Annotated in this window: 18 protein-coding genes and 1 tRNA gene; 7 read left to right on the top strand and 12 right to left on the bottom strand. The window is 64.6% G+C overall.

All coding sequences use genetic code 11. The features are described from left to right. Positions 1-7: 7 nt before the first annotated feature. Entirely contained in the window at positions 8-895 is an 888-nt protein-coding gene (gene argB / locus MLE27_RS03270) for an acetylglutamate kinase (protein ID WP_243310457.1), read from the top strand. Between the two features lie 385 nt (positions 896-1,280). Here argB and MLE27_RS03265 read toward each other — a convergent pair whose 3' ends face one another. Next, complete coding sequence (locus MLE27_RS03265; protein WP_243310456.1) at positions 1,281-1,634, bottom strand: hypothetical protein; 354 nt, start codon at positions 1,632-1,634, stop codon at positions 1,281-1,283. Further along, on the bottom strand, positions 1,631-2,179 hold the full coding sequence (gene pyrR / locus MLE27_RS03260) for a bifunctional pyr operon transcriptional regulator/uracil phosphoribosyltransferase PyrR (protein WP_423747961.1): 549 nt from the start codon (positions 2,177-2,179) through the stop codon (positions 1,631-1,633). Before pyrR ends, MLE27_RS03265 begins: the two co-directional genes overlap by 4 nt. Positions 2,180-2,323: 144 nt before the next feature. Here pyrR and MLE27_RS03255 point away from each other — a divergent pair, with 144 nt between their 5' ends. From MLE27_RS03255 to MLE27_RS03235, 5 genes are all read left to right on the top strand, one after another. Next, positions 2,324-2,632: an IscA/HesB family protein gene (locus tag MLE27_RS03255; RefSeq protein ID WP_243310454.1), complete on the top strand. Its 309-nt coding sequence runs from the start codon at positions 2,324-2,326 to the stop codon at positions 2,630-2,632. 392 nt (positions 2,633-3,024) lie between these two features. Further along, positions 3,025-3,345, top strand: coding sequence for an IscA/HesB family protein (locus MLE27_RS03250; RefSeq protein ID WP_243310453.1), 321 nt, complete (start codon positions 3,025-3,027; stop codon positions 3,343-3,345). Between the two features lie 238 nt (positions 3,346-3,583). Continuing rightward, complete coding sequence (locus tag MLE27_RS03245; protein ID WP_243310452.1) at positions 3,584-3,973, top strand: response regulator transcription factor; 390 nt, start codon at positions 3,584-3,586, stop codon at positions 3,971-3,973. Between the two features lie 25 nt (positions 3,974-3,998). Continuing rightward, positions 3,999-5,741, top strand: coding sequence for an HD-GYP domain-containing protein (locus MLE27_RS03240; RefSeq protein WP_243310451.1), 1,743 nt, complete (start codon positions 3,999-4,001; stop codon positions 5,739-5,741). Positions 5,742-5,812: 71 nt separating this feature from the next. After that, positions 5,813-6,862 (top strand): threonine aldolase family protein, encoded by a 1,050-nt coding sequence (locus MLE27_RS03235; RefSeq protein WP_243310450.1) that lies wholly within the window; start codon positions 5,813-5,815, stop codon positions 6,860-6,862. A 190-nt stretch (positions 6,863-7,052) separates the two neighbouring features. On the opposite strand, the gene fabZ is transcribed toward MLE27_RS03235, so the two are convergent. The 6 genes from fabZ to lysS form a co-directional block, all read right to left on the bottom strand. After that, a complete protein-coding gene (gene fabZ, locus MLE27_RS03230) occupies positions 7,053-7,505 on the bottom strand; it encodes a 3-hydroxyacyl-ACP dehydratase FabZ (RefSeq protein ID WP_243310449.1) in 453 nt (150 codons plus the stop codon). A gap of 67 nt (positions 7,506-7,572) precedes the next feature. Further along, positions 7,573-8,094 (bottom strand): OmpH/Skp family outer membrane protein, encoded by a 522-nt coding sequence (locus MLE27_RS03225; protein WP_243310448.1) that lies wholly within the window; start codon positions 8,092-8,094, stop codon positions 7,573-7,575. Positions 8,095-8,202: 108 nt separating this feature from the next. Next, entirely contained in the window at positions 8,203-10,893 is a 2,691-nt protein-coding gene (gene bamA / locus MLE27_RS03220) for an outer membrane protein assembly factor BamA (protein WP_243310447.1), read from the bottom strand. Next, the gene (locus tag MLE27_RS03215) at positions 10,880-11,563 is read right to left on the bottom strand and encodes an ABC transporter ATP-binding protein (RefSeq protein ID WP_243310446.1); all 684 of its coding nucleotides are present in this window, start codon (positions 11,561-11,563) and stop codon (positions 10,880-10,882) included. Before MLE27_RS03215 ends, bamA begins: the two co-directional genes overlap by 14 nt. Next, positions 11,556-12,785 (bottom strand): ABC transporter permease, encoded by a 1,230-nt coding sequence (locus tag MLE27_RS03210; RefSeq protein ID WP_243310445.1) that lies wholly within the window; start codon positions 12,783-12,785, stop codon positions 11,556-11,558. Before MLE27_RS03210 ends, MLE27_RS03215 begins: the two co-directional genes overlap by 8 nt. After that, positions 12,782-14,314 (bottom strand): lysine--tRNA ligase, encoded by a 1,533-nt coding sequence (lysS, locus tag MLE27_RS03205; RefSeq protein WP_423747964.1) that lies wholly within the window; start codon positions 14,312-14,314, stop codon positions 12,782-12,784. The genes MLE27_RS03210 and lysS overlap by 4 nt, the downstream gene beginning before the upstream one ends. A 237-nt stretch (positions 14,315-14,551) precedes the next feature. On the opposite strand from lysS, the gene MLE27_RS03200 reads away from it, so the two are divergent. Then, positions 14,552-14,627, top strand: a tRNA-Asn gene (locus MLE27_RS03200). A 144-nt stretch (positions 14,628-14,771) separates the two neighbouring features. Here the strand turns inward: MLE27_RS03200 and MLE27_RS03195 are convergent. The 4 genes from MLE27_RS03195 to MLE27_RS03180 are packed head-to-tail and all read right to left on the bottom strand — an operon-like array spanning position 14,772 to position 18,808. Continuing rightward, positions 14,772-15,617 (bottom strand): transglutaminase family protein, encoded by an 846-nt coding sequence (locus tag MLE27_RS03195; protein WP_243310443.1) that lies wholly within the window; start codon positions 15,615-15,617, stop codon positions 14,772-14,774. A gap of 5 nt (positions 15,618-15,622) precedes the next feature. Then, positions 15,623-16,381 (bottom strand): proteasome-type protease, encoded by a 759-nt coding sequence (locus MLE27_RS03190; RefSeq protein WP_243310442.1) that lies wholly within the window; start codon positions 16,379-16,381, stop codon positions 15,623-15,625. Further along, positions 16,378-17,355, bottom strand: a complete 978-nt coding sequence (locus MLE27_RS03185; protein WP_243310441.1) for an alpha-E domain-containing protein — start codon at positions 17,353-17,355, stop codon at positions 16,378-16,380. The genes MLE27_RS03190 and MLE27_RS03185 overlap by 4 nt, the downstream gene beginning before the upstream one ends. A 19-nt stretch (positions 17,356-17,374) precedes the next feature. Further along, complete coding sequence (locus tag MLE27_RS03180; RefSeq protein WP_243310440.1) at positions 17,375-18,808, bottom strand: circularly permuted type 2 ATP-grasp protein; 1,434 nt, start codon at positions 18,806-18,808, stop codon at positions 17,375-17,377. Positions 18,809-18,891: the final 83 nt, after the last annotated feature.

The following is an 18,891-nucleotide window of genomic DNA, read 5'->3' as shown; positions in this document are numbered from 1 at the left end:
GGACATCATGGAAAACAATGCCGCCAGCCAGGCCCGGATGCTGCTCGAATCCCTGCCCTACATCCGCAAGTTCAGCGGGCAGACCGTCGTCATCAAATACGGCGGCCACGCCATGAAGGACGAGCACCTCAAGAAGAGCTTCGCCCTCAACGTGGTGCTGCTCAAGTACATCGGGGTCAACCCCGTGATCGTGCACGGCGGCGGGCCGCAGATCGGCAAGATGCTCACCCAACTCGGCATCGAGTCCCACTTCCGCGAGGGGTTGCGCGTCACCGACGAGGCCACCATGGACGTGGTGGAGATGGTGCTGGTCGGCCGCGTCAACAAGGAGATCGTCAACCTCATCAACCTGCACGGCGGCACCTGCGTCGGACTTTCCGGCAAGGACGGCTGGCTCATCAAGGTGCGCAAGCTGGAGATGGTGCTGGCGCGCGAATCCGCCCCGCCCGAGATCATCGACCTGGGCAAGGTGGGCGAGCCCGTGGGCGTCAACGCCTCGCTCATCCGCACCCTCACCGACAGCGGCGTGATCCCGGTGATCGCCCCGGTGGGCGTGGACGACGCCGGCGAGACCTACAACATCAACGCCGATACGGCGGCCGCCGCCGTGGCCCAGGCCCTGGGCGCCAAACGCCTGATGCTGCTCACCGACGTGGCCGGGGTGCTGGACGCCGAGGGCGAGCTGATCGAATCCATGGACCTGCGCGAGGCCAGCTGGGCCATCCAGGACGGCGTGGCCAAGGGCGGCATGATCCCCAAGCTGCAGTGCTGCATGGAGGCCGTGCAGTCCGGCGTGGAGAAGGCCCACATCATCGACGGGCGCGTGGAGAACTCGCTGATCCTGGAGCTGTTCACGAAATCCGGCGTGGGCACGGAAGTGACGCTGAAGAAATAGGCGGGAGGGACGCCGGGGGAGGCCTCCGGCGGCCAAAGGGACTTCGTCCCTTTGGAATCCCTTTCGGCTTCGCGCCGAGGGCGGCAGGCAACCCGATCAAAGTGCGCTGGTCTTGCCTCGTTCGTTGAGGGCGCATCGAGCCAGGAACAAGTGACCTTGCTCATGTCTTGTTGACGCCCTGAGACATGCCGTCTTCGCCCGGGGCCGTCGGGGGGCGGGGACGGCGGATATTCTTCAAATATATCGGTCGGCCCCGCCCCCCGACGGCCCAGGGCGAAGACTCCAACACGAAATAGCCCCATTCCGCATTCGACTCGGTTTGAACGCAAAGCGGCCCCTGTTCCACGGAACAGGGGCCGCCTTTTTGATCCAGAAATTCAGTGAGCTAGTTCTTCTGCTCCAGCACGGCCCCGCCGCACTCCGCAATGATCGCTTCCAACAGGGCGGCCTTGGCTCCCGTGGGCGACTCGCCCTTCTCCATGGCGGCGTTCAGCTCCACGAAATCCTTGTAGGGCATCTTGGCCACCATCTTCTCCAGCACGCAGTTGCAGTAGAGCTTGGCCTGCTTGTCCACCGCGGCCTCGCCCATGCCGGGCATCTTGGAGAGAGTGGCCTTGCTCGAATCCAGGCAGGCCACCGTGAAGTTCTCCCGCACCTTGAGCGGGTAGTCGTCCTTGCCGCAGCCCGCTCCGAGCGCGGCAAGGGCCAACAGCGCGGCCGCCGCCGGGCGCAAGCTCACTGCGAGTCCTCCCCGCTGGCCAGGCGGACGCGGTCCTCCCCGTCCATCTCCTTGACGTACACGTCCACCCGCTCCTCGCGGGAGGTGGGCAGCATCTTGCCCATGTAGTCGGCCTGGATGGGCAGCTCGCGGTGCCCACGGTCCACCAGGACCAGCAGCTCAACCTTGCGGGGCCGGCCGAAATCCAGGATGGCCTCCAGCGCGGCGCGGATGGTGCGGCCCGAATAGAGCACGTCGTCCACCAGGATGATCTTGCGCCCGTCGATGCCGAAGGGGATGTCCGTCTGGTTGATCTGGGGTTGGTGCGCCAGGTTGGTCCAGTCGTCGCGGTAGAGGTTGATGTCGAGCTTGCCCAGGGGCAGCTCGCAGTTCAGGCGGGCCTCCAGCAGCTTGCGCAGGCGTTGGGCCAGCTCCACCCCGCGCCGCTGGATGCCTATCAGGGCCAGCTCCGTGCACTCGCCGTGGCGTTCGAGTATCTCGAAAGCCAGACGCTCCAGCGTCCGGGCGACTTCCTTGCCGTTCATAACTATTTTCTGACGCTTCATGACCATCCCGTCCGCTTTGCGTTTTGCTCCAACTATCCGAATTCACCCGAACTGGCAAATGCAAGCATCACACATTCGTATTTGACTGCAACAGGGGGGAAACATACTCCATGCTGCAGAGAATTCGCCTAAAGGAGACGCCACATGGTCACTCTCACAGCGCCCGCAAAAGCGCAACTGGACAGTTACTTCGAGCAGAACGTCAAATCCGCCATCCGCATCTTCCTCACCAGCAGCTCCTGCGCGGGACCGCGTCTCACCCTGGCCCTTGACGACGCCAAGGACGGCGACTCCGTTCACAACGTGGACGGCTACGACTTCGTGGTTGACAATGAACTCTACGCCGAGGCCAAACCCCTTACAGTTGATTTCTCCTGCTCCGGGTTCCAGGTGGAGTCGAGCCTGAAGCTCTCCGGCGGCGGCTGCTCCTGCTCCGGCGGAAGCTGCTCCTAGCCCTTTCCCCTATCCGCAACGCAATTCAGGCGCAAATGCAACGGCGGGCGTCGTCATCGATGCCCGCCTTTTTCTTTGCCCGCAGCCGCCTCGCCGTCCTGTCCCCGGCACATCCCGGCCATCGCCCTTACCGTGGCGAACCGCTCTCGGGCCACGGTTCGCCTGGCGAATAACCAAGCCCACCTTCCAGGCTTCCACCGGCGCAAAATTTCTTCCGTACACGCCCCGATTTTTGTTTCAGCGATGGAACTGCGATGCTACTGGGAACAATAGGAATCCGGCTGCGGCAAAATATTGCCGCTCTCTATGATGGACATAGAGTTTTACAATATTTGACAAACCATGGCCCCAGACCTATCTATTCCCGGACGCTATCATCCCAGGAGGCTCCCATGTTCACGCTTACCGAGGCTGCCAAGACGCAGCTTGACTCCTACTTCGCGGATAAGGAGAAATCCCCCATCCGCGTGTATCTCTCTTCCGGCGGCTGAGCTGGCCCCCGGCTGGCATTGGCTCTGGATGAGCCAAAAGACAACGACGACGTGTTCGATGTTCAGGGCTACAGCTTCATCATTGAAAAAGAGCTCATGAGCAAGGCCCAGCCCATCTCCATCGACCTGACCTACATGGGCTTCCAGATCAACTCCAGCCTGGAACTCGGTGGCGGCGGCTGCGGCAGCTCCTGCTCCAGCGGTTCCTGCGGCGGACAATAACAGCGACGTATAGACGAACCCAGTCCGGGAACCGTTCAAAACGGGCCGGACATGGCGCTGCAACGGATTGCGCATGCCGGAAGTTGCCAGCGTATATCGTTTCGATGCAGTATGAAGCGGCGGCCATGATTGGCCGCCGCTTTGCTTTGCCGACCAGGCCTGCTGCAAGGTGCTTCACCTTCGTTGACATTTGGCGTATGAGCGGATTGAAAGACGTTCCCCGCATCCAGGAGCTGACATGTCCGGCAAAATTCTCATTGTCGACGATGAAGTGCATATCCGTATGCTCTTGGAACAGACCCTTGAAGACCTTGAAGAAGAACACGGGATACAACTGCTTACCGCGTCCAACGGCGAAGAGGCCTTGGCGCTCATCAAGCGCGAGCACCCCGCCATCATCTTCCTCGACATCATGATGCCCAAGCTCAACGGCTACGAGGTCTGCCGCAGGATCAAGAGCGACGCCGCACTGGACAGCGGCGCCAGCATCGTCCTGCTCACGGCCAAAGGCCAGGAAGTCGACCGCAAGCAAGGCCTTGAGCTCGGCGCCAAGCAGTACATGACCAAACCCTTTGACCCGGACGAGGTACTGAGCACTGCCCGCGCGCTGCTCGGCATCCACAGGTAGTTCAAGCCGGAGCAGCCGTACCCCCATGGTTTTGCGTCGTTTCCTCCGCAGTTTCGATATCACCCCGCTGCTCACCAGGGCCAGAACCCTCCTTGAGCCCGGATGGGGCATCGCCATCGTGCAGGCTGGCCATCTGCACGCCTCGCTGGGCCTCGACGAGGAAGACCTTCATCACGAAGACGCCGCACGCTTCAGCGCCCCCTTCGTTTCCAACGGGTGCGTGCTCGGCCATGTGATCGTGGCCGAGCAGGACGGCCGCCGCTCCCACCGCGCCTCGAACAACGCCCAGCAGGTGGCCGAGTTCGTTGCCGCCAGCCTGGAGATGCTCCTGCAACAGGACGACGCCCGCCGGGCCCTGGCCTCCGACACCTTGCAGAAGTACCGCGAGCTTTCCCTGCTGCACCGGGCCACCGTGGGCCTCAACGCCTCCCTGCGCCTGCGCGACGTGGGCCGCGCGCTCATCGGGGAATGCTCCTCCGGGGCGTTGCCCACGGAAATGGGCATGATCTTCCTGCGCGACAACGGCAGCACTACCCCCGTGCCCATCGCCTCCTTCGGCCCCGCCGAGGAGCACCACCTGGAACGCTTCCTCACCACCATCCTCTTTCAGGACATCATGCGCACCGGCAAGGGCGAGATCATCAGCGACCTCGTGGCCGACCCGCGCTGGCACGACGAGGCGCCCGGCATCACCGCCATCCTGGCCGTGCCCATCGTGGCCGCCGAGAACCGCGTCGGCCTGCTGGTGCTGGCCAGCGCCCGCAACGTGGCCCTGGAGGCCAACCACCTCCAGTACGTGACCACCTTGGCCTCCGTGGCGGGCACGGCCATGGGCAACGCCGTGCATTTCGAGGGCATCCAGACGCTGCTCAAGGCCCTGCTCCAGGCCCTGGCCACCGCCATCGACGCCCGCGACCTCTTCACCGCCGGGCACTCCCACCGCGTGGCCCGGCTGGCCGTGGCCCTGGCCAAGGCCGTGCACCAGGACCAGTTCCATTTCCCCCGCGTGTCCTTCGACGACGCCGCCCTCACGGAAATCTACTACGCCGGCCTGTTGCACGACGTCGGCAAGATCGGCGTCCGCGAACAGGTGCTCACCAAGGCCACCCGGCTCCCCGAAGACCAGATGGAGCTCATCGGCATGCGCATGGCCCTGCTCTCGGAGATTTCCGGCACTCCCTGGAGCGCCGATTACGAGATGCTGAAGCGCATCAACGCCTCAGACGGCCTCACCCGGGAGCAGGCATCCCTGGTGGTGGAGGTCGGCAAGCAGGAGCTCAACGCCTACGGCCTGGCGATGCCCATTCTCTCGGAGGCCGAAACCCTGGCCCTGCTCCTGCCGAGAGGCAACCTGCTGCCCGAGGAGCGCAAGGAAATCGAACGCCACCCGGCCGAGAGCTACCGCATCCTCCAGCACATCCCTTTCCCCAAGCGCATGCGCGACCTGCCGGACATCATCCTCCAGCACCACGAGCGCCTGGACGGCTCCGGCTACCCCGCCGGGCTCAAGGGCGACCAGATTTCGCTCATGGCCCGCATCCTGATGATCGTGGACATCTACGACGCCGTGACCATGGAGCGGCACTACAAGCCCGCCCTGCCCCGCGAGGAGGCCCTGCAGATCCTCCACAGGGACGCCGCCCAGGGCAAGCTCGACCAGGAACTCGTGGCCGTTTTCGCCCGCCACATAGAGTCCATCGAGCTCGAATCGCAGCGCATGGCCGAAGGGCTGGTTTTCGACTCCCTGTCGGTGACCACCACGACCTGAACGCCCGGCCCCCATTTATCTTCAGCCCATTCCACACAGGCCCGCCGGCCTGAAGCACAACAGGAAAGACCATGCACAGCTTCGCCAGCGACAACAATTCCGGCGTGCATCCCGACATTCTTGAGGCCTTGGCCGCCGCCAACACCGGCCACGCCCTGGCCTACGGGGACGACCCCTGGACCAAGGCCGCAGAGGCCTCCTTCCGCCGCGTGTTCGGCGAGGATTGCCGGGCCTTCTTCACCTTCCTGGGCACGGGGGCCAACGTGCTCTCCCTGGCCTCCCTGACCAGGCCCTACCACGGCGTGGTCTGCGCCGAGACCGCGCACATCAACGTGGACGAGTGCGGCGCGCCCGAACGCAACCTGGGCTGCAAGCTCTTCGCCCTGCCCCACGACCACGGGCGCATCTCCCCGGAGAGCGTGCGGCCCGTGCTGCACCATCTGGGCAACCAGCACCACAACCAGCCCCGGGTGATCTCCATCACCCAGTGCACCGAGCTCGGCACCCTCTATACCCTGGAGGAGATCAGGGCCCTGGCGGACCTGGCCCACGCCAGCGGGATGTTCCTGCACATGGACGGCGCCCGCATCTGCAACGCCGCCGCCGCGTTGGGCGTAGGCCTCAAGGAGATGACCGCGGATTGCGGCGTGGACGCCCTGAGCTTCGGCGGCACCAAGAACGGGCTGATGTACGGGGAGGCCGTGGTGCTCTTCCCGCGAGCCCTGGAGGCCGGAGCGGGCGAGGCCATGCGTTTCCTGCGCAAGCAGTCCATGCAGTTGGCCTCAAAGATGCGTTATGTGGCCGCGCAGTTCACCACCCTGCTGGAGAGCGGCATGTGGCTGACCAGCGCCCGCAACGCCAACGCCATGGGCGCCCTGCTGGCCCGCGAGGCGGCCGCGCTGCCTGGAGTGGAAATAACCCGGCCCGTACAGGCCAACGCCGTGTTCGCGTCAATCCCGGCCGAGGCTGTCAAGGCAATGCAGAAGCGGTACTTCTTCTATGTCTGGAATCCCGAACCGGCTGACCGCCCCGAGGTGCGTTGGATGTGCTCCTTCGACACCACCGAGGCCGACGTTCTGGGCTTTGTGGAGGCCCTGCGGGAGACCCTGGCCGCCAGCTGAGCCGCACGCGCTGGACGCGAAGCGGAAAGGGATTCCAAAGGGCGCAGACCTTTGGCCGCCGGAGGCTCTCTTCCACATCTGGCTGACAAGCCGATGAAGAGGCCTCCGGCGGCCAAAGGGATTTCATCCCTTTGGAATCCCTTTTTCGCTTCGCGCCGTTCTCAGGCGCGCTGATTCCTGAACTGGAAGGCTACAGCTTGCTGCGGTCCACCACGGCGGCGGTGAGCTCGGCCTCGCAGCAGAGTTCGCCGTTGACGGTGGCGGTGCCCTTCATCTTCCAGAGGCTCAGCTTCTGCTTCACGTCCGAGCAGGTGAGCGTCAACTGGTCGCCCGGCACGACGGGGCGGCGGAACTTGGCGTTGTTGATGCCCGTGAACATGAACAGCTTGTCCCCGAGCCCCTCGCGGGAGAGCGCCAGCAGAAGCCCGCCAGCCTGGGCCATGGCCTCGAGCTGCAGCACGCCGGGCATCACCGGTTTGTCAGGGAAATGCCCCTGGAAGAACGGTTCGTTGAAGGTGACGTTCTTGATGGCGGTGAGCGTGGTGTCCTTCTCGTAGGCCAGCACGCGGTCCACCAGCAGGAAAGGGTAGCGGTGCGGCAGGAGCTTGAGGATCTCGGTGACGGGGATGGGCATGTCGGCCATGTCGCCTCCTATGGGTAAAAAAAAGGCGGCCTCCGGGAGGAAGCCGCCTGATCTTGAAGATTGAAGGCTACTTGCCGCGCTTCGCTGCGGCGTCGAAGTCCTTGGTGATGTCGGCGGTCAGGTCGGTGCCGGCGGCGGAGAAGTGCACGGCACGCTTCTCGATGATCATGGAATAGCCGTTCTTCTTGGCGTAATCGCCGACGACCTGCTGGAAGACCTTGAACAGGGGCTCGAGAACCCTGGCCTGCTCCTGGTTCATCTGCTGGTTGAAGTTGTTCTGGTCATCCATCATCTTCTTGAACTTGGCCTCGATCTCGGCCTGGGCCTTCTGCTTGGCCTCGGCGGAGAGGGTCACGCTCTTCTTGCGGAAGTCCTCGTCCATCTTCTTGAGGTCTTCGCTCTGGCGGGTCAGTTCCTTCTGCTTGGACTCGGCCTTGTTCTGCAGTTCCTGCATGGCGCGCTTGCCGGCGTCAGAGTTCTGCACAACCTCGTCAGAGCTGACGACACCGATCTTGTCCGCGGCCCGGGCCATTGCCGGCATGGCCACGACCAGGCATGCAAGCAGCACATATTTCAGCAGGTTAGGCATTTCTCATTTTCTCCTTTGTCTGCAAATCTGTTCACACTGGTCAACTCTTCGTCGCATCGGGGCACGGCGATGCTCACATACCCTTTTGCCGAGAAAGTCAAGCCATTCTTAGAAGGTCTGCCCCATGGTGAAGCCGATTTGGAACGGGTTCTGGTTATGCTGGATGGTGTCGAGGGCGTAACCGGCCTCAACACGGATCAGGCCCAGGGGGGAGTGCCAGCGCACGCCGCCGCCCAGCGACTTGACGAACCAGATGTTCAGTCCGTCACGCATCCGGTAGATGGAGTTGCCCGCGTCGAAGAAGCCCACGCCGTAGAAGCCGTACTGTTTGGCGATGGGGAAGATGTACTCCAGGTTGGCGAAGTAGGAGGTGTCGCCGCCGATCGCCTCGTTGGTGCGGTGGTCGTGCGGGGTGATCTTGTCGGTCTCGTAGCCGCGGATGTTGTTGATGCCGCCCAGGAAGAAGCGCTCGAACACCGGGATGTCGCCGAAACCGTTCTGGTAGAGCACGCCGATCTGCGTCCTGAAGTGGAACACCGTCTCCAGGGGCAGAGGCTGGTAGAAGTTGAAGCTGTAGCTGGTCCTGACGAAGCCGCGGTCGCCGCCAAGGCCGGCGTATTCGACGTTCATCTCGTTGATGGTGCCCTTGGTGGGCTTGGTGCGGCTGTCGGTGGTGTCGCGCGAGGCGCCCGCCACCACGGCGCTGGTCCAGTGGATGCCCTTGGACTCCTGGATGATCGTGGCCGCGAAGGGGTTGGTGTGGTACACGTCGTCGCGGGTCAGGCGGTAATCCCAGTTCAGGGTGGTGTACTCGCCCACGGGGTAGCCGAAGCGGATGCGGGTGCCCTGCGACTGCTTGTAGAAGTCGGAGTAGCGGCGGAAGGTGCTGAACACGTCCGCGCCGGCAGCCAGGTTGGAGTCATAGACGTGGGGGTTGGTGAAGCTCAGGACGAAGCGGTTGGTGACGCCCGAGATCATGCCCTGGAACTGCACGTCGTAGCCCTTGCCGAAGAGGTTGCGCTCCTGCACGGAGCCGCCGAAGAACACGGAGTCGTAGGTCGAGTAGCCCACGCCCGCGGAGATGGAGCCGGTGTTCTTGTCCTTGACCTTGACGCGGATGTCCACTTCGCCGGGGTTATCGGTGGGCACGGTCTCCAGGTCGACCTTCTCGAAGTAGTCCAGCTTGTTCAGGCGTTCGTTGGAGCGCTTGAGCTTGGTGCCCGAGAAGAGGTCGCCGTCGGAGAGGCGCACTTCGCGGCGGATGACGTTCTCGCGGGTGCGGTCGTTGCCTTCGACCACCACGCGGCGCACGTAGACCTTCTGGCCCTTGCTCAGGATGTAGGTCACGTCGACGATCTTCTCGTCGCCGCGCTTCTGCATGTCGATATCGGTCTCCGCGAAGGCGTAGCCCATGTCGGAGTAGGTCTCGTTGAGCTTGGTGATGTCCTCGCGGACCACGGAGCGGTCGAAGTATTCCTTCTTGGACGCCAGGGTGTTGAGCTTGGTGAGCTCGCGCAGCTTCTTCTCTTCGAGGAGCAGGTCGCCCTTGTAGTTGACGTTGCCGATCTTGTAGCGCTCACCCTCGGAGACCTGGAAGGTCAGGTAGATGCCGTCGGGCTTGATGTCCACGGTGGGCTGGCCCACGCGGGCGTCGATGTAGCCGCGGTTGGTGTAGTAGTTCTCGATGGCGGCGGAGTCGCGGTCGAGCAGCTCTTCCTTGAGCACGCCGGTCTGCAGGATCCAGGAGAGGAAGTTCTTCTCCTTCAGGGCCATCTCGTCCTTGAGGTCGGAGGCGGAGATCTGCTTGGCGCCCTCGATGGTGATCTTCTTGATGTAGAGCTTCTGGGTCTCGTGGATGACGATGTTCAGGCGGGCCAGGCGGGGGTCGGTCTGCTCCAGCTTGTACTCGACGGTGGTCTGGTACAGGCCTTTCTTCTTGTAGAGCTCGCGGATCTTCTCCAGGTCGTCGGCCAGCACCTGCATGTTCAGCACCGAGCCGGCCTTGGTGCCCATGGCCTCGAGGATGTCGTCCTTCTTGATCTCGTCGTTGCCGAGCACGCTCACGGCCTGGATGCGCGGCTTCTCCTTGACCACGAAGACCACGCGCTTGCCGCCGCGCACGTCCTCGGTGCGGATCTGCACGTCTTCGAAGTAGCCGAGGTCGAAGAGGCGCTTGAGGTCGTCGTTGACGGTCTTGTTGTCGAAGGGCTCGCCAACCTGGGTCTTGACCTTGAGCAGGATGACGTCCTTCTCAAGGGCGTTGTTGCCCTCGACGTCGAGCTCGACCACCTTGGGGCCGGACGCGCCGGAAACGGCGGCGCCCGCCGCGGGGGCGGAGGAAGAGGCCCCAGCCGGGCGGACCTTGCCGGCCAGCTCATCCACGGCGGAAGGCAGGGAGAGCATGTCCGGGCGGGTGACTATGATCTGCTGGGGTTCGCCGCCGGCGGCGTCGACGGTCTTGGCGTCGATGGAGATGGAGTCGCCCACCTGGTTGAGCGTGCCGTACACGGCCGTGGCGGCCCCGGCGGCCTTGGCCGCGGAGCGCGCGGCGGAGGCCGAGCTCACAGGTTTGGCCTTGGCGGACGCGGCCGCGACGCTCACGCCCTGCTCGCGCAGGCGTTCGGTCAGCAACTGGGTGATGCTTTTGGACAGGGCGTCCTTGCCGCTGGGGGCGTTCACCGTGAAAGGCAGCACCAGGACCTTGCCGGCCCCGGACTGGGCCATGGCCGCACCGGAGAAGCACAGGAAAAGCGTTGCGAGGAAGGTGAGAATCAGACCGGTACGGTTAGGGCTGCGCATAGAGTTCTCCGCCATGCAGTTCCATTCTCCGACCCATGAGCCGGGCCAGGTTATGGTTGTGGGTGACCACTATGAGGGTCATATTGAGTTCACTGTTCAATTTCGCCAGGAGTTCTCCGGCGCGCTGGCCGGTCGATTCGTCAAGGTTACCAGTGGGTTCGTCAGCCAGAAGAACCTTGGGCCGCATCAGTATCGCCCGTGCGATGGCGGCCCGTTGCCTTTCTCCGCCGGAGAGGGTTGTTACCCTGTGATGCAGCCTTTGTTCAAGCCCTAAAAGCCCCAAGGCGTCCGAGGCCATATCGAAAGCCTTCTCTTTGGGCACTCCCGCTATCAGCGCGGGCATGGCCGCGTTCTCCAGGGCCGTGAACTCGGGCAGCAGGTGGTGGAACTGGAAGACGAACCCGATGTCCTTGTTGCGCAGCCTGGCCGCCGCCGCCGGCTTCAGCCGGGTGATGTCCTGCCCGTCGAACTCCACCGTCCCGCGCGTGGGGGTATCCAGCGCGCCCAGCAGCTGCAGCAGCGTGGACTTGCCCGACCCCGAGGACCCGAGGATCGCAATCGATTCCCCCGGCATGATCTCCAGCTCGATGGAGCCCAGCACCCGCACGGCCTCGACCGGCCCCTGGTAGTCTTTGCCCAGGCCCTTGAGTCGGTAGATCGGCTCAGTCATGGCGCAGGGCCTCCACGGGCTTGAGCGAGGCCGCCTTGCTGGCCGGGTACAAGGTAGAGAGGAAGCAAAGCCCGAAAGCCGTTACACCGATGCCCACGAGATCCACCCAGTTGAGCAGCACGGGGATGGTGTCCATGGGGTAGACGTCCGCCGGGAGCTTGATGAACTGGAAGTGCTTGATGGTCAGGGCCAGGCCGATGCCCAGCGCGTAGCCCATCACCGTGCCCACGGCCCCGATGATGCAGCCCTGGAGCAGGAATATCCGGCGGATGGTGTCCGCCTGGGCGCCCATGGACATGAGGATGGCGATGTCGCGCGTTTTCTCCATGACCAGGAGCACCAGGGAGGTGATGATGGAGAAGGAGCCCACCAGCACGATCATCAGGAGCACCACGAACAGCCCGGCCTTCTCCAGCTTGAGGGCCGCGAAGATGTTGCCGTTCATGTCCACCCAGGTGCGGGTGTAGTACGGCATGCCGCCCAGGGCCCGGGTGATCTCCTCGCCGATGCGGGGGGCCTCGTCGGGGTCGTGGAGGCGCACATCGAGGTAGAGGGCGGAATCGGGCTTGAAGCCGAGCATCTCCTGGGCCGCGCCGAGGGAGACGAAGGCCGAGGAGGAGTCGTATTCGTACATGTGAGTCTTGAACACGCCCACCACCTGGAAGATCTTCACCTTGGGGGTGAAGCCCACGGCGGAGCCCCGCAGCGAGGGGGTGAGCACGTTCACGGTGGAGCCCAGGCCCACGCCCATGCGCGCGGCCAGCTCGGAGCCCAGCAGGATGCCGGGCACGTCGGCGGGCTTCTCCAGGTCTTCCATGGAGCCGTAGACCATGTCCTTGTGCACGGCCAGCACGGCCTTGGCCGAGGCTGGGTCGATGCCGCGCAGGATCACCCCTTTGGGCGCGCCCGCGCGCGAGAGCATGACCTCGGCGTAGATGATGGGCGTCACGCCGGAGACCCCGGGCACCCTGGCCACCTTGTCCATCTGGGCCTCGTAGTTGCGCATGGCTCCGCCGGTGACCCCGGCGATCACATGGGAGGAGAGGCCCAGGAGCTTGTCCCGGAATTCGGTGGAGAAGCCGCTCATCACGGACATGACCACGATGAGCGCCGCCACCCCCAACCCCACGCCGAGCACCGACATGAGGGAGATGACGGAGATGAAGGAGTGCTCGCGCTTGGTGAGCAGATAGCGCAGGGCTATGAACAGCTCGAATTTCATTCTGCGGCTGCGCCCTCGGGCTTGAGCAGCGGGAACAGGATCACCTCGCGGATGGAGGGCGAGTCGGTGAGCAGCATCACCAGCCGGTCGATGCCGATGCCCTGCCCCGCCGCCGGAGGCATGCCGTACTCCAGGGCGCGGACGTAGTCCTCGTCCATGTAGTGGGCCTCGTCGTCGCCGGCGGCCTTCTCGGCCACCTGCTCCTCGAAGCGCAGGCGCTGGTCCACGGGATCGTTCAGCTCGGAGAAGGCGTTGGCCATCTCGCGCCCGGTCATGAACAGCTCGAAGCGGTCCGTGATCTCGGGGTTGGCCTCGTTGCGGCGCGACAGCGGCGAGATGTCCGTGGGATAGCCGTAGATGAAGTGCGGCTGGATGAGCTTGGGCTCCACGAAGAGGTCGAAGAGCTTGGCCTGGAGCTTGCCCAGCTTCTCGCCCTTGAGCACCTTCTCGCCGTGCTTGAGCACGTGGGCCTTGCAGGCCTCGTAGTCGGTGTAGATTTCGGGGGGCACACCGCCGACCTTCTCCAGGGATTCATGGAAGTTCATGCGCTGCCAGGTGCCCACGGTGAGGTCGATCTCCTGGCCCTGGTAGGTCACCTTGGTCGTGCCGCACACCGCCTGGGCCAGGCGGGCGAAGAGCTCCTCGGTGAGGTCCATGAGGTCGTCGAACCGGGCGTAGGCCCAGTAGAACTCGCACATGGTGAATTCGGGGTTGTGCTGGGTGGAGATGCCCTCGTTGCGGAAGTTGCGGCCCACCTCGTAGACCTTCTCGAAGCCGCCCACCAGCAGGCGCTTGAGGTACAGCTCCGGGGCGATGCGCATGTAGAGCTGCAGGTCGAGCGCGTTGTGGTGCGTCAGGAAGGGCTTGGCCGTGGCGCCGCCGGGGATGGCCTGCATCATGGGCGTCTCGACCTCGACGAAGCCCCTCTCGTTCAAGAAGCTGCGCAGCTCGGTGACGATGCGGGTGCGGATCTTGAAGATCTCGGCCGTGCGCGGGGTGACGATGAGGTCGACGTAGCGCTGGCGGTAGCGGATCTCCACGTCTTTCAGACCGTGGTACTTCTCGGGCAGCGGGCGCATGGACTTCGAGAGCAGGCGCACCTCGGTGCAGCCCAAAGTCAGCTCGCCGGTCTGGGTGCGGAAGAGCTTGCCCACGCAGCCCACCACGTCGCCGGTGTCGAACTTCTTGAACACGGAGTAGGCGTCCACGCCCAGCTCGTCGCGGGTGGCGAAACACTGCAGCTTGCCGGAGGCGTCCTGCAGGTGGAAGAACGTCACCTTGCCGAAGGAGCGGTGCGCCACGATGCGCCCGGCCAGGGCGAAGGTTTTCGGCGGGTCGGCCTCGGCCAGGGCGGCCAGGGCGGGCTCGTCGGCGTCTTTGTATTTCGTCGCGGTATCGCCGATGTCGTCGGTTTTGACGAAGTCGTTGGGATAGAGCGGTACGTCGCCGTCCAGGAGCTGGCAGGCTTTGGCCACGCGGTTTTTGAGAACTTCGTTGAGTTCGTCGCGGTTGGCCAGGGCTTCGAGCATGGGATGGAACCGCTCGACCTTGTCCGATTTCACGGGCAATTTGAAATCGCGGCGGCGGGGCTTGTCTTGGGATGCCAAAGGGATCACTCCGTGGTCGTAAAGAGAAGGTCGGATCGAATCCGGCTGAACTATGACAAAACCCCTGGAGCGTCAAGGAAACCGGAAAGTTCCCAAAAAAGTGGTTGACGCCGTGGCCGCTTTCTCATAGACGTTCTTTCCGCCGCAACGCGGCTCTGTTCCCCGGTAGCTCAATCGGCAGAGCGGGTGACTGTTAATCACTAGGTTGGGTGTTCGAGTCACCCCCGGGGAGCCACGAGAACAAGGGTTCCAGACGAAAGTCTGGAACCCTTTTCGTTTTCCGGCCTGACTGCGCGCCCGCCCCAATCCGACATGCACTCACGGACGGCACAATGCGGTGTGACGTAGCCTCGGGCATGGGCCACGGCCAGCCCAGGCGTCACGCAGTCACGGTCAACGCTATCCGGTGCGAGAGCTCGCTTTCGGCCCCGGTGCCCCGGAAGCTGCCCGTGCTGGGCGCGGTGAGCGCGGGTTCCGGGCTGGCGCAAAGCGCCAGGTGGGCGTCGGCCACGGCCAGGCCCAGGGTCGGGTCGTAGCCTCGCCAGCCAGCGCCGGGCAGGTAGACCTCCACGCAGGCGTGCAGGTCGCGCTCGGGCTGGTCCGCGTCGCCCTGCTGGTAGCAGGAGAGGTAGCGCGCGGGCAGGCCCACGGCGCGGCAGGCGGCCATGAACACCAGGGACGCGTCCCGGCAGGCCCCGCACCCGGCCGCCAGGGTGGCGTCCGGCGTGAGCACGCCCGGCTCCTCCCGTACGGTCACGGCGATGTCGCGGTACAGCCTGGCGTTGAGTTCGTTCAGAAACGCAAGGGTCTCGTAGCCCGCCGCCCGTGCCAGTTCGCGGCCCAGGCCTTCCGCCCGCTCCGCCCCGGGGATGGGGCCCAGGCTGGGGGCCAGCACCGCGCGTTCCAGGGGTGAAAGCTCCAGGGGAAGCTTCTCCGCCCCCTGGAGCAGCAGGTAATCGAAGGGATTATGGCGCAGGGTTCTGGCCGTAAACGAGGTGGAGACGGTCAAGGACTCGTGCAGGCCCTCGAACCAGAGCCAGCAGGCCTGGTTGCCGTCCGCATCCGTGATCTCGCAGCGCCCGGCGGGCTCGGGCCACACCCGCAACACGAAGGACTCCAGCCGCTGGGCGCCATCCTGCCGGGGCGTCAGGCGCACCAGGTGCGGCTCAAGAAAGACCGGGCGGCTGTAGCGCCAGGCGATCTCGTGCTCACCCGTGAAGAGCATCCGCCCTACTCCTCCAGGCGGCAGTGCAGCTTGCGGGCCGCCGGGGAGAGATTGGCCGCGATGGCCTCGATCCACTCCGAGGGCAGGGCGTGCACGCTCTCGCGCAGGCGCTCCTGCCACCACAGCGAGATGTGCTCCAGGTCCTTCTTCTCGAAGCGGTGCTCCACCAGGGCGAAGCTGCCCTTGGTGTAGACCACCACGTCCAGGGGGAAATCCACCCCGGCGGCGCTGATGCGCGTGGAGTCGAAGGCCAGGCAGCCCACCTTGAGCGCGAAGTTGATGGAGTCGGCGTGCTTGAGGGTGCGGTCCAGCACGGGCTTGCCGTAGCCGGTCTCGCCGATGATGTGGTAGGGCGTGCCCGGGCTTATCTCCACCCAGTTGCCCTGGGGGTAGATGAGGTAGAGCCGGTGGCAGGAATCCCCCGAGAATTGCCCGCCCATGATGACGTGGATGTTGAAGTGCAGGCCCGACTCGTCCAGGTACTCCTTGTCCTCCTTGGCCACGCGCCGGATGATGCCCGAGATCGTGTTGACGGCCTTGTAGATCTTGTCCTGCGGGGGGCAGGTCTCCAGGGCCTCCTCGAAATAGGTGACCACCTTGTCGCGCACGGAGCGCAGGCCCGAGGTCATGAAGAAGAGCGCCCCGCTCTGCGTCTCGTAGGTGCTGAGCTTCTGGGCGGTGGTCATCTCGTTTCCCGCGGTGATGCGGGTATCCGCGATGCCCACCAGGCCTTCCTCGACCGTGATCCCGAGGCAAAAAGTCATTGTTCCACCTGCACCTGGGCCACCCCTCCGGGGTAGCCGAAGAATTCGCGACCCAGGCAGGCGTCCGCCGCGTTCATGCGGGTCTGGAGCCTGTCCGTGAAGCGGTGCAAACCTTGGTCGAAAACCTCGTCGATGGTCAAGTAGGAGAGGTCCGCCCGCAACTGGCCCAGCAGGCGCTCGCTCTCGCGGGAGTAGTGCCCCGGGGCCGTGCCGGTGATGGCGTGCAGGGAGTGCTGGGCCTGGATCAGGCCGTGGAGCACGGAGCGGGGGAACTCCTGGTCCAGGAGCAGGAACTCGGCCACCTTGGCCGGGGAGATGCGCCCCCTGCAGCGGCGGAAGGCGTTGAGCGCGCTGGTGGCCCGCAGCAGGGCGGACCAGTGGATGGAGTCGAACACGATGCTCTGGTCGCCCTCCTCAGGCAGCATGCGGTGGCAGTTGACGTCGAGTATGCGCGAGGTCTTGTCGCAACGCTCCAGCAGCCTGCCCAGGCGGGCGAAGTGCCAGGCCTCGTCGTGGATCATGGCGTCGCCCTCGATGCCGCCCACGATGAAGTCGCCCTGCTTGATCTGCTGGCAGAAGTCGTAGGGGTTCTCCACCACCTCCAGGGGCCGTTTGGCCATGTCCTGCACGAAGTGGTAGGTGATGTTGATCTGCTCCCACATCTCGTAGGGGATCACCTCGCGGATGGCCCGGGCGTTCTCGCGCCCGGCCCACAGGCAGGAGTGGATCGAGTTGAGGTAGTCCGCGTCGAAGCAGAGGAAGGTGATTACCGAGGCGGCGTCGTAGTCGCCGTAGCGCTCCTCGAAGAGCGCCTTGTCACCGCTGGCGATGATGAGCGACCTCCAGGCCTCCGGGCCGGACCCGGGCAGGTCCAGGGTCAGGTGCCAGTTCACGTCAACGAAGCGGGCCAGGTTGCCCGCCCGCTCCAGGTAGCGGCTCATCCAGTAGACCGCGTTGGCCACGCGCGAAAGCATAGGTTCGTCCCCGTACGGGTTAGTGTTTGAGGACCCAGGTGTCCTTGCTGCCGCCGCCCTGGGAGGAGTTGACCACCAGCGAGCCCTTCTTGAGGGCCACGCGGGTCAGCCCGCCCGGGATGACCCGCACGTCCCCGTCGTGGAGGATGTAGGGCCGCAGGTCCACGTGGCGGCCCTCGAAGTGGTCGTCCACTATCACCGGCGCGCGGGAGAGCTTGAGCGCGGGCTGGGCGATGTAGTTGCGCGGGTTGGCCTTGACGCGCCCGGCGAACTCCTCGCGCTCCTGCTTCGTGGAGCCGGGCCCCACCAACATGCCGTAGCCGCCGGATTCGTTGGCGGCCTTGACCACCATGGTCTCCAGGTTCTCCAGCACGTATTTCCGGTCGGACTCGCGCCAGCAGAGGTAGGTGGGCACGTTGGGGATGAAGGCCTCCTCCCCCAGGTAGTAGCGGATGATCTCGGGCACGAAGGCGTAGACCACCTTGTCGTCGGCCACGCCGGTGCCGGGGGCGTTGGCCAGGCTCACGTTGCCCGCGCGGAAGGCGTCCATGATGCCGGGCACGCCAAGCAGGGAGTCAGGCTGGAAGACCTTGGGGTCGAGGAAGTCGTCGTTCAGGCGGCGGTAGATAACGTGCACGCGCTTGAGGCCTTTTGTCGTGCGCATGTAGACGCGCCTGTCGCGCACCTCCAGGTCCTGCCCTTGCACCAGTTCGATGCCGGTCTGCAGCGCCAGGAAGGAGTGCTCGTAGTAGGCCGAGTTGTAGATGCCCGGAGTGAGCAGGGCCACGCGCGGGTTGCGCACCCCTTCCGGGGCCATGCGCAGGAGCAGGTCCAGCAGGCGGGCCGGGTAGTCGTCCACGGGGCGCACGTTGGAGGCGGCGAACACCTCGGGCAGCGTGCGCTTCATGAGCCTGCGGTTGGCCAGCACGTAGGAGACGCCCGAGGGGCAGCGCAGGTTGTCCTCCAGCACGTGGAACACGCCGTGTTCGTCGCGCACGAGGTCCGTGCCGGTGATGTGGCACCAGATGCCCTTTGGCGGGTCGATGTTCATGCAGGCGGGCAGGAAGCCCTCGGCGGTCTCGATGATCTCGCGGGGGATCACCTTGTCCTTGAGGATCTTCTGGCCGTGGTAGATGTCGTCCAGGAACAGGTTCAGGGCGTAGATGCGCTGCTTGAGCCCCAACTCCAGCCTGTCCCAGCACTTGGCTTCCACCACGCGGGGCACCACGTCGAAGGGAAAGATCTTCTCGGTGCCCTCCTGGTGGCCGTAGACGGTGAAGGTGATGCCCAGGTCGTAGAGGGCCTGTTCGGCCTTGTGCTGCCGCCGGGCCAGCTCCCCCGGCGCCAGGGATTCGATGCGCTCCATGAGCAGGCGCGCCCCGTCGCGGGGGACGCCCGGGGCGCTGAACATCTCGTCGTGAAAGGGACCCACGTCGTAGCCCGTGAATTTCATTTGCAGCCCCTGATTAACAATATTGTTATTTCACGTCTAGAGATGGCCGAATCGGCCCTTCTTGTCAATGGATGAACCTGGGC

The sequence above is a fragment of the Fundidesulfovibrio agrisoli genome, assembly GCF_022808715.1.
In the GTDB taxonomy this organism is placed as follows: domain Bacteria; phylum Desulfobacterota; class Desulfovibrionia; order Desulfovibrionales; family Desulfovibrionaceae; genus Fundidesulfovibrio; species Fundidesulfovibrio agrisoli.
This window is presented reverse-complemented; position numbering and strand designations above follow the sequence as displayed.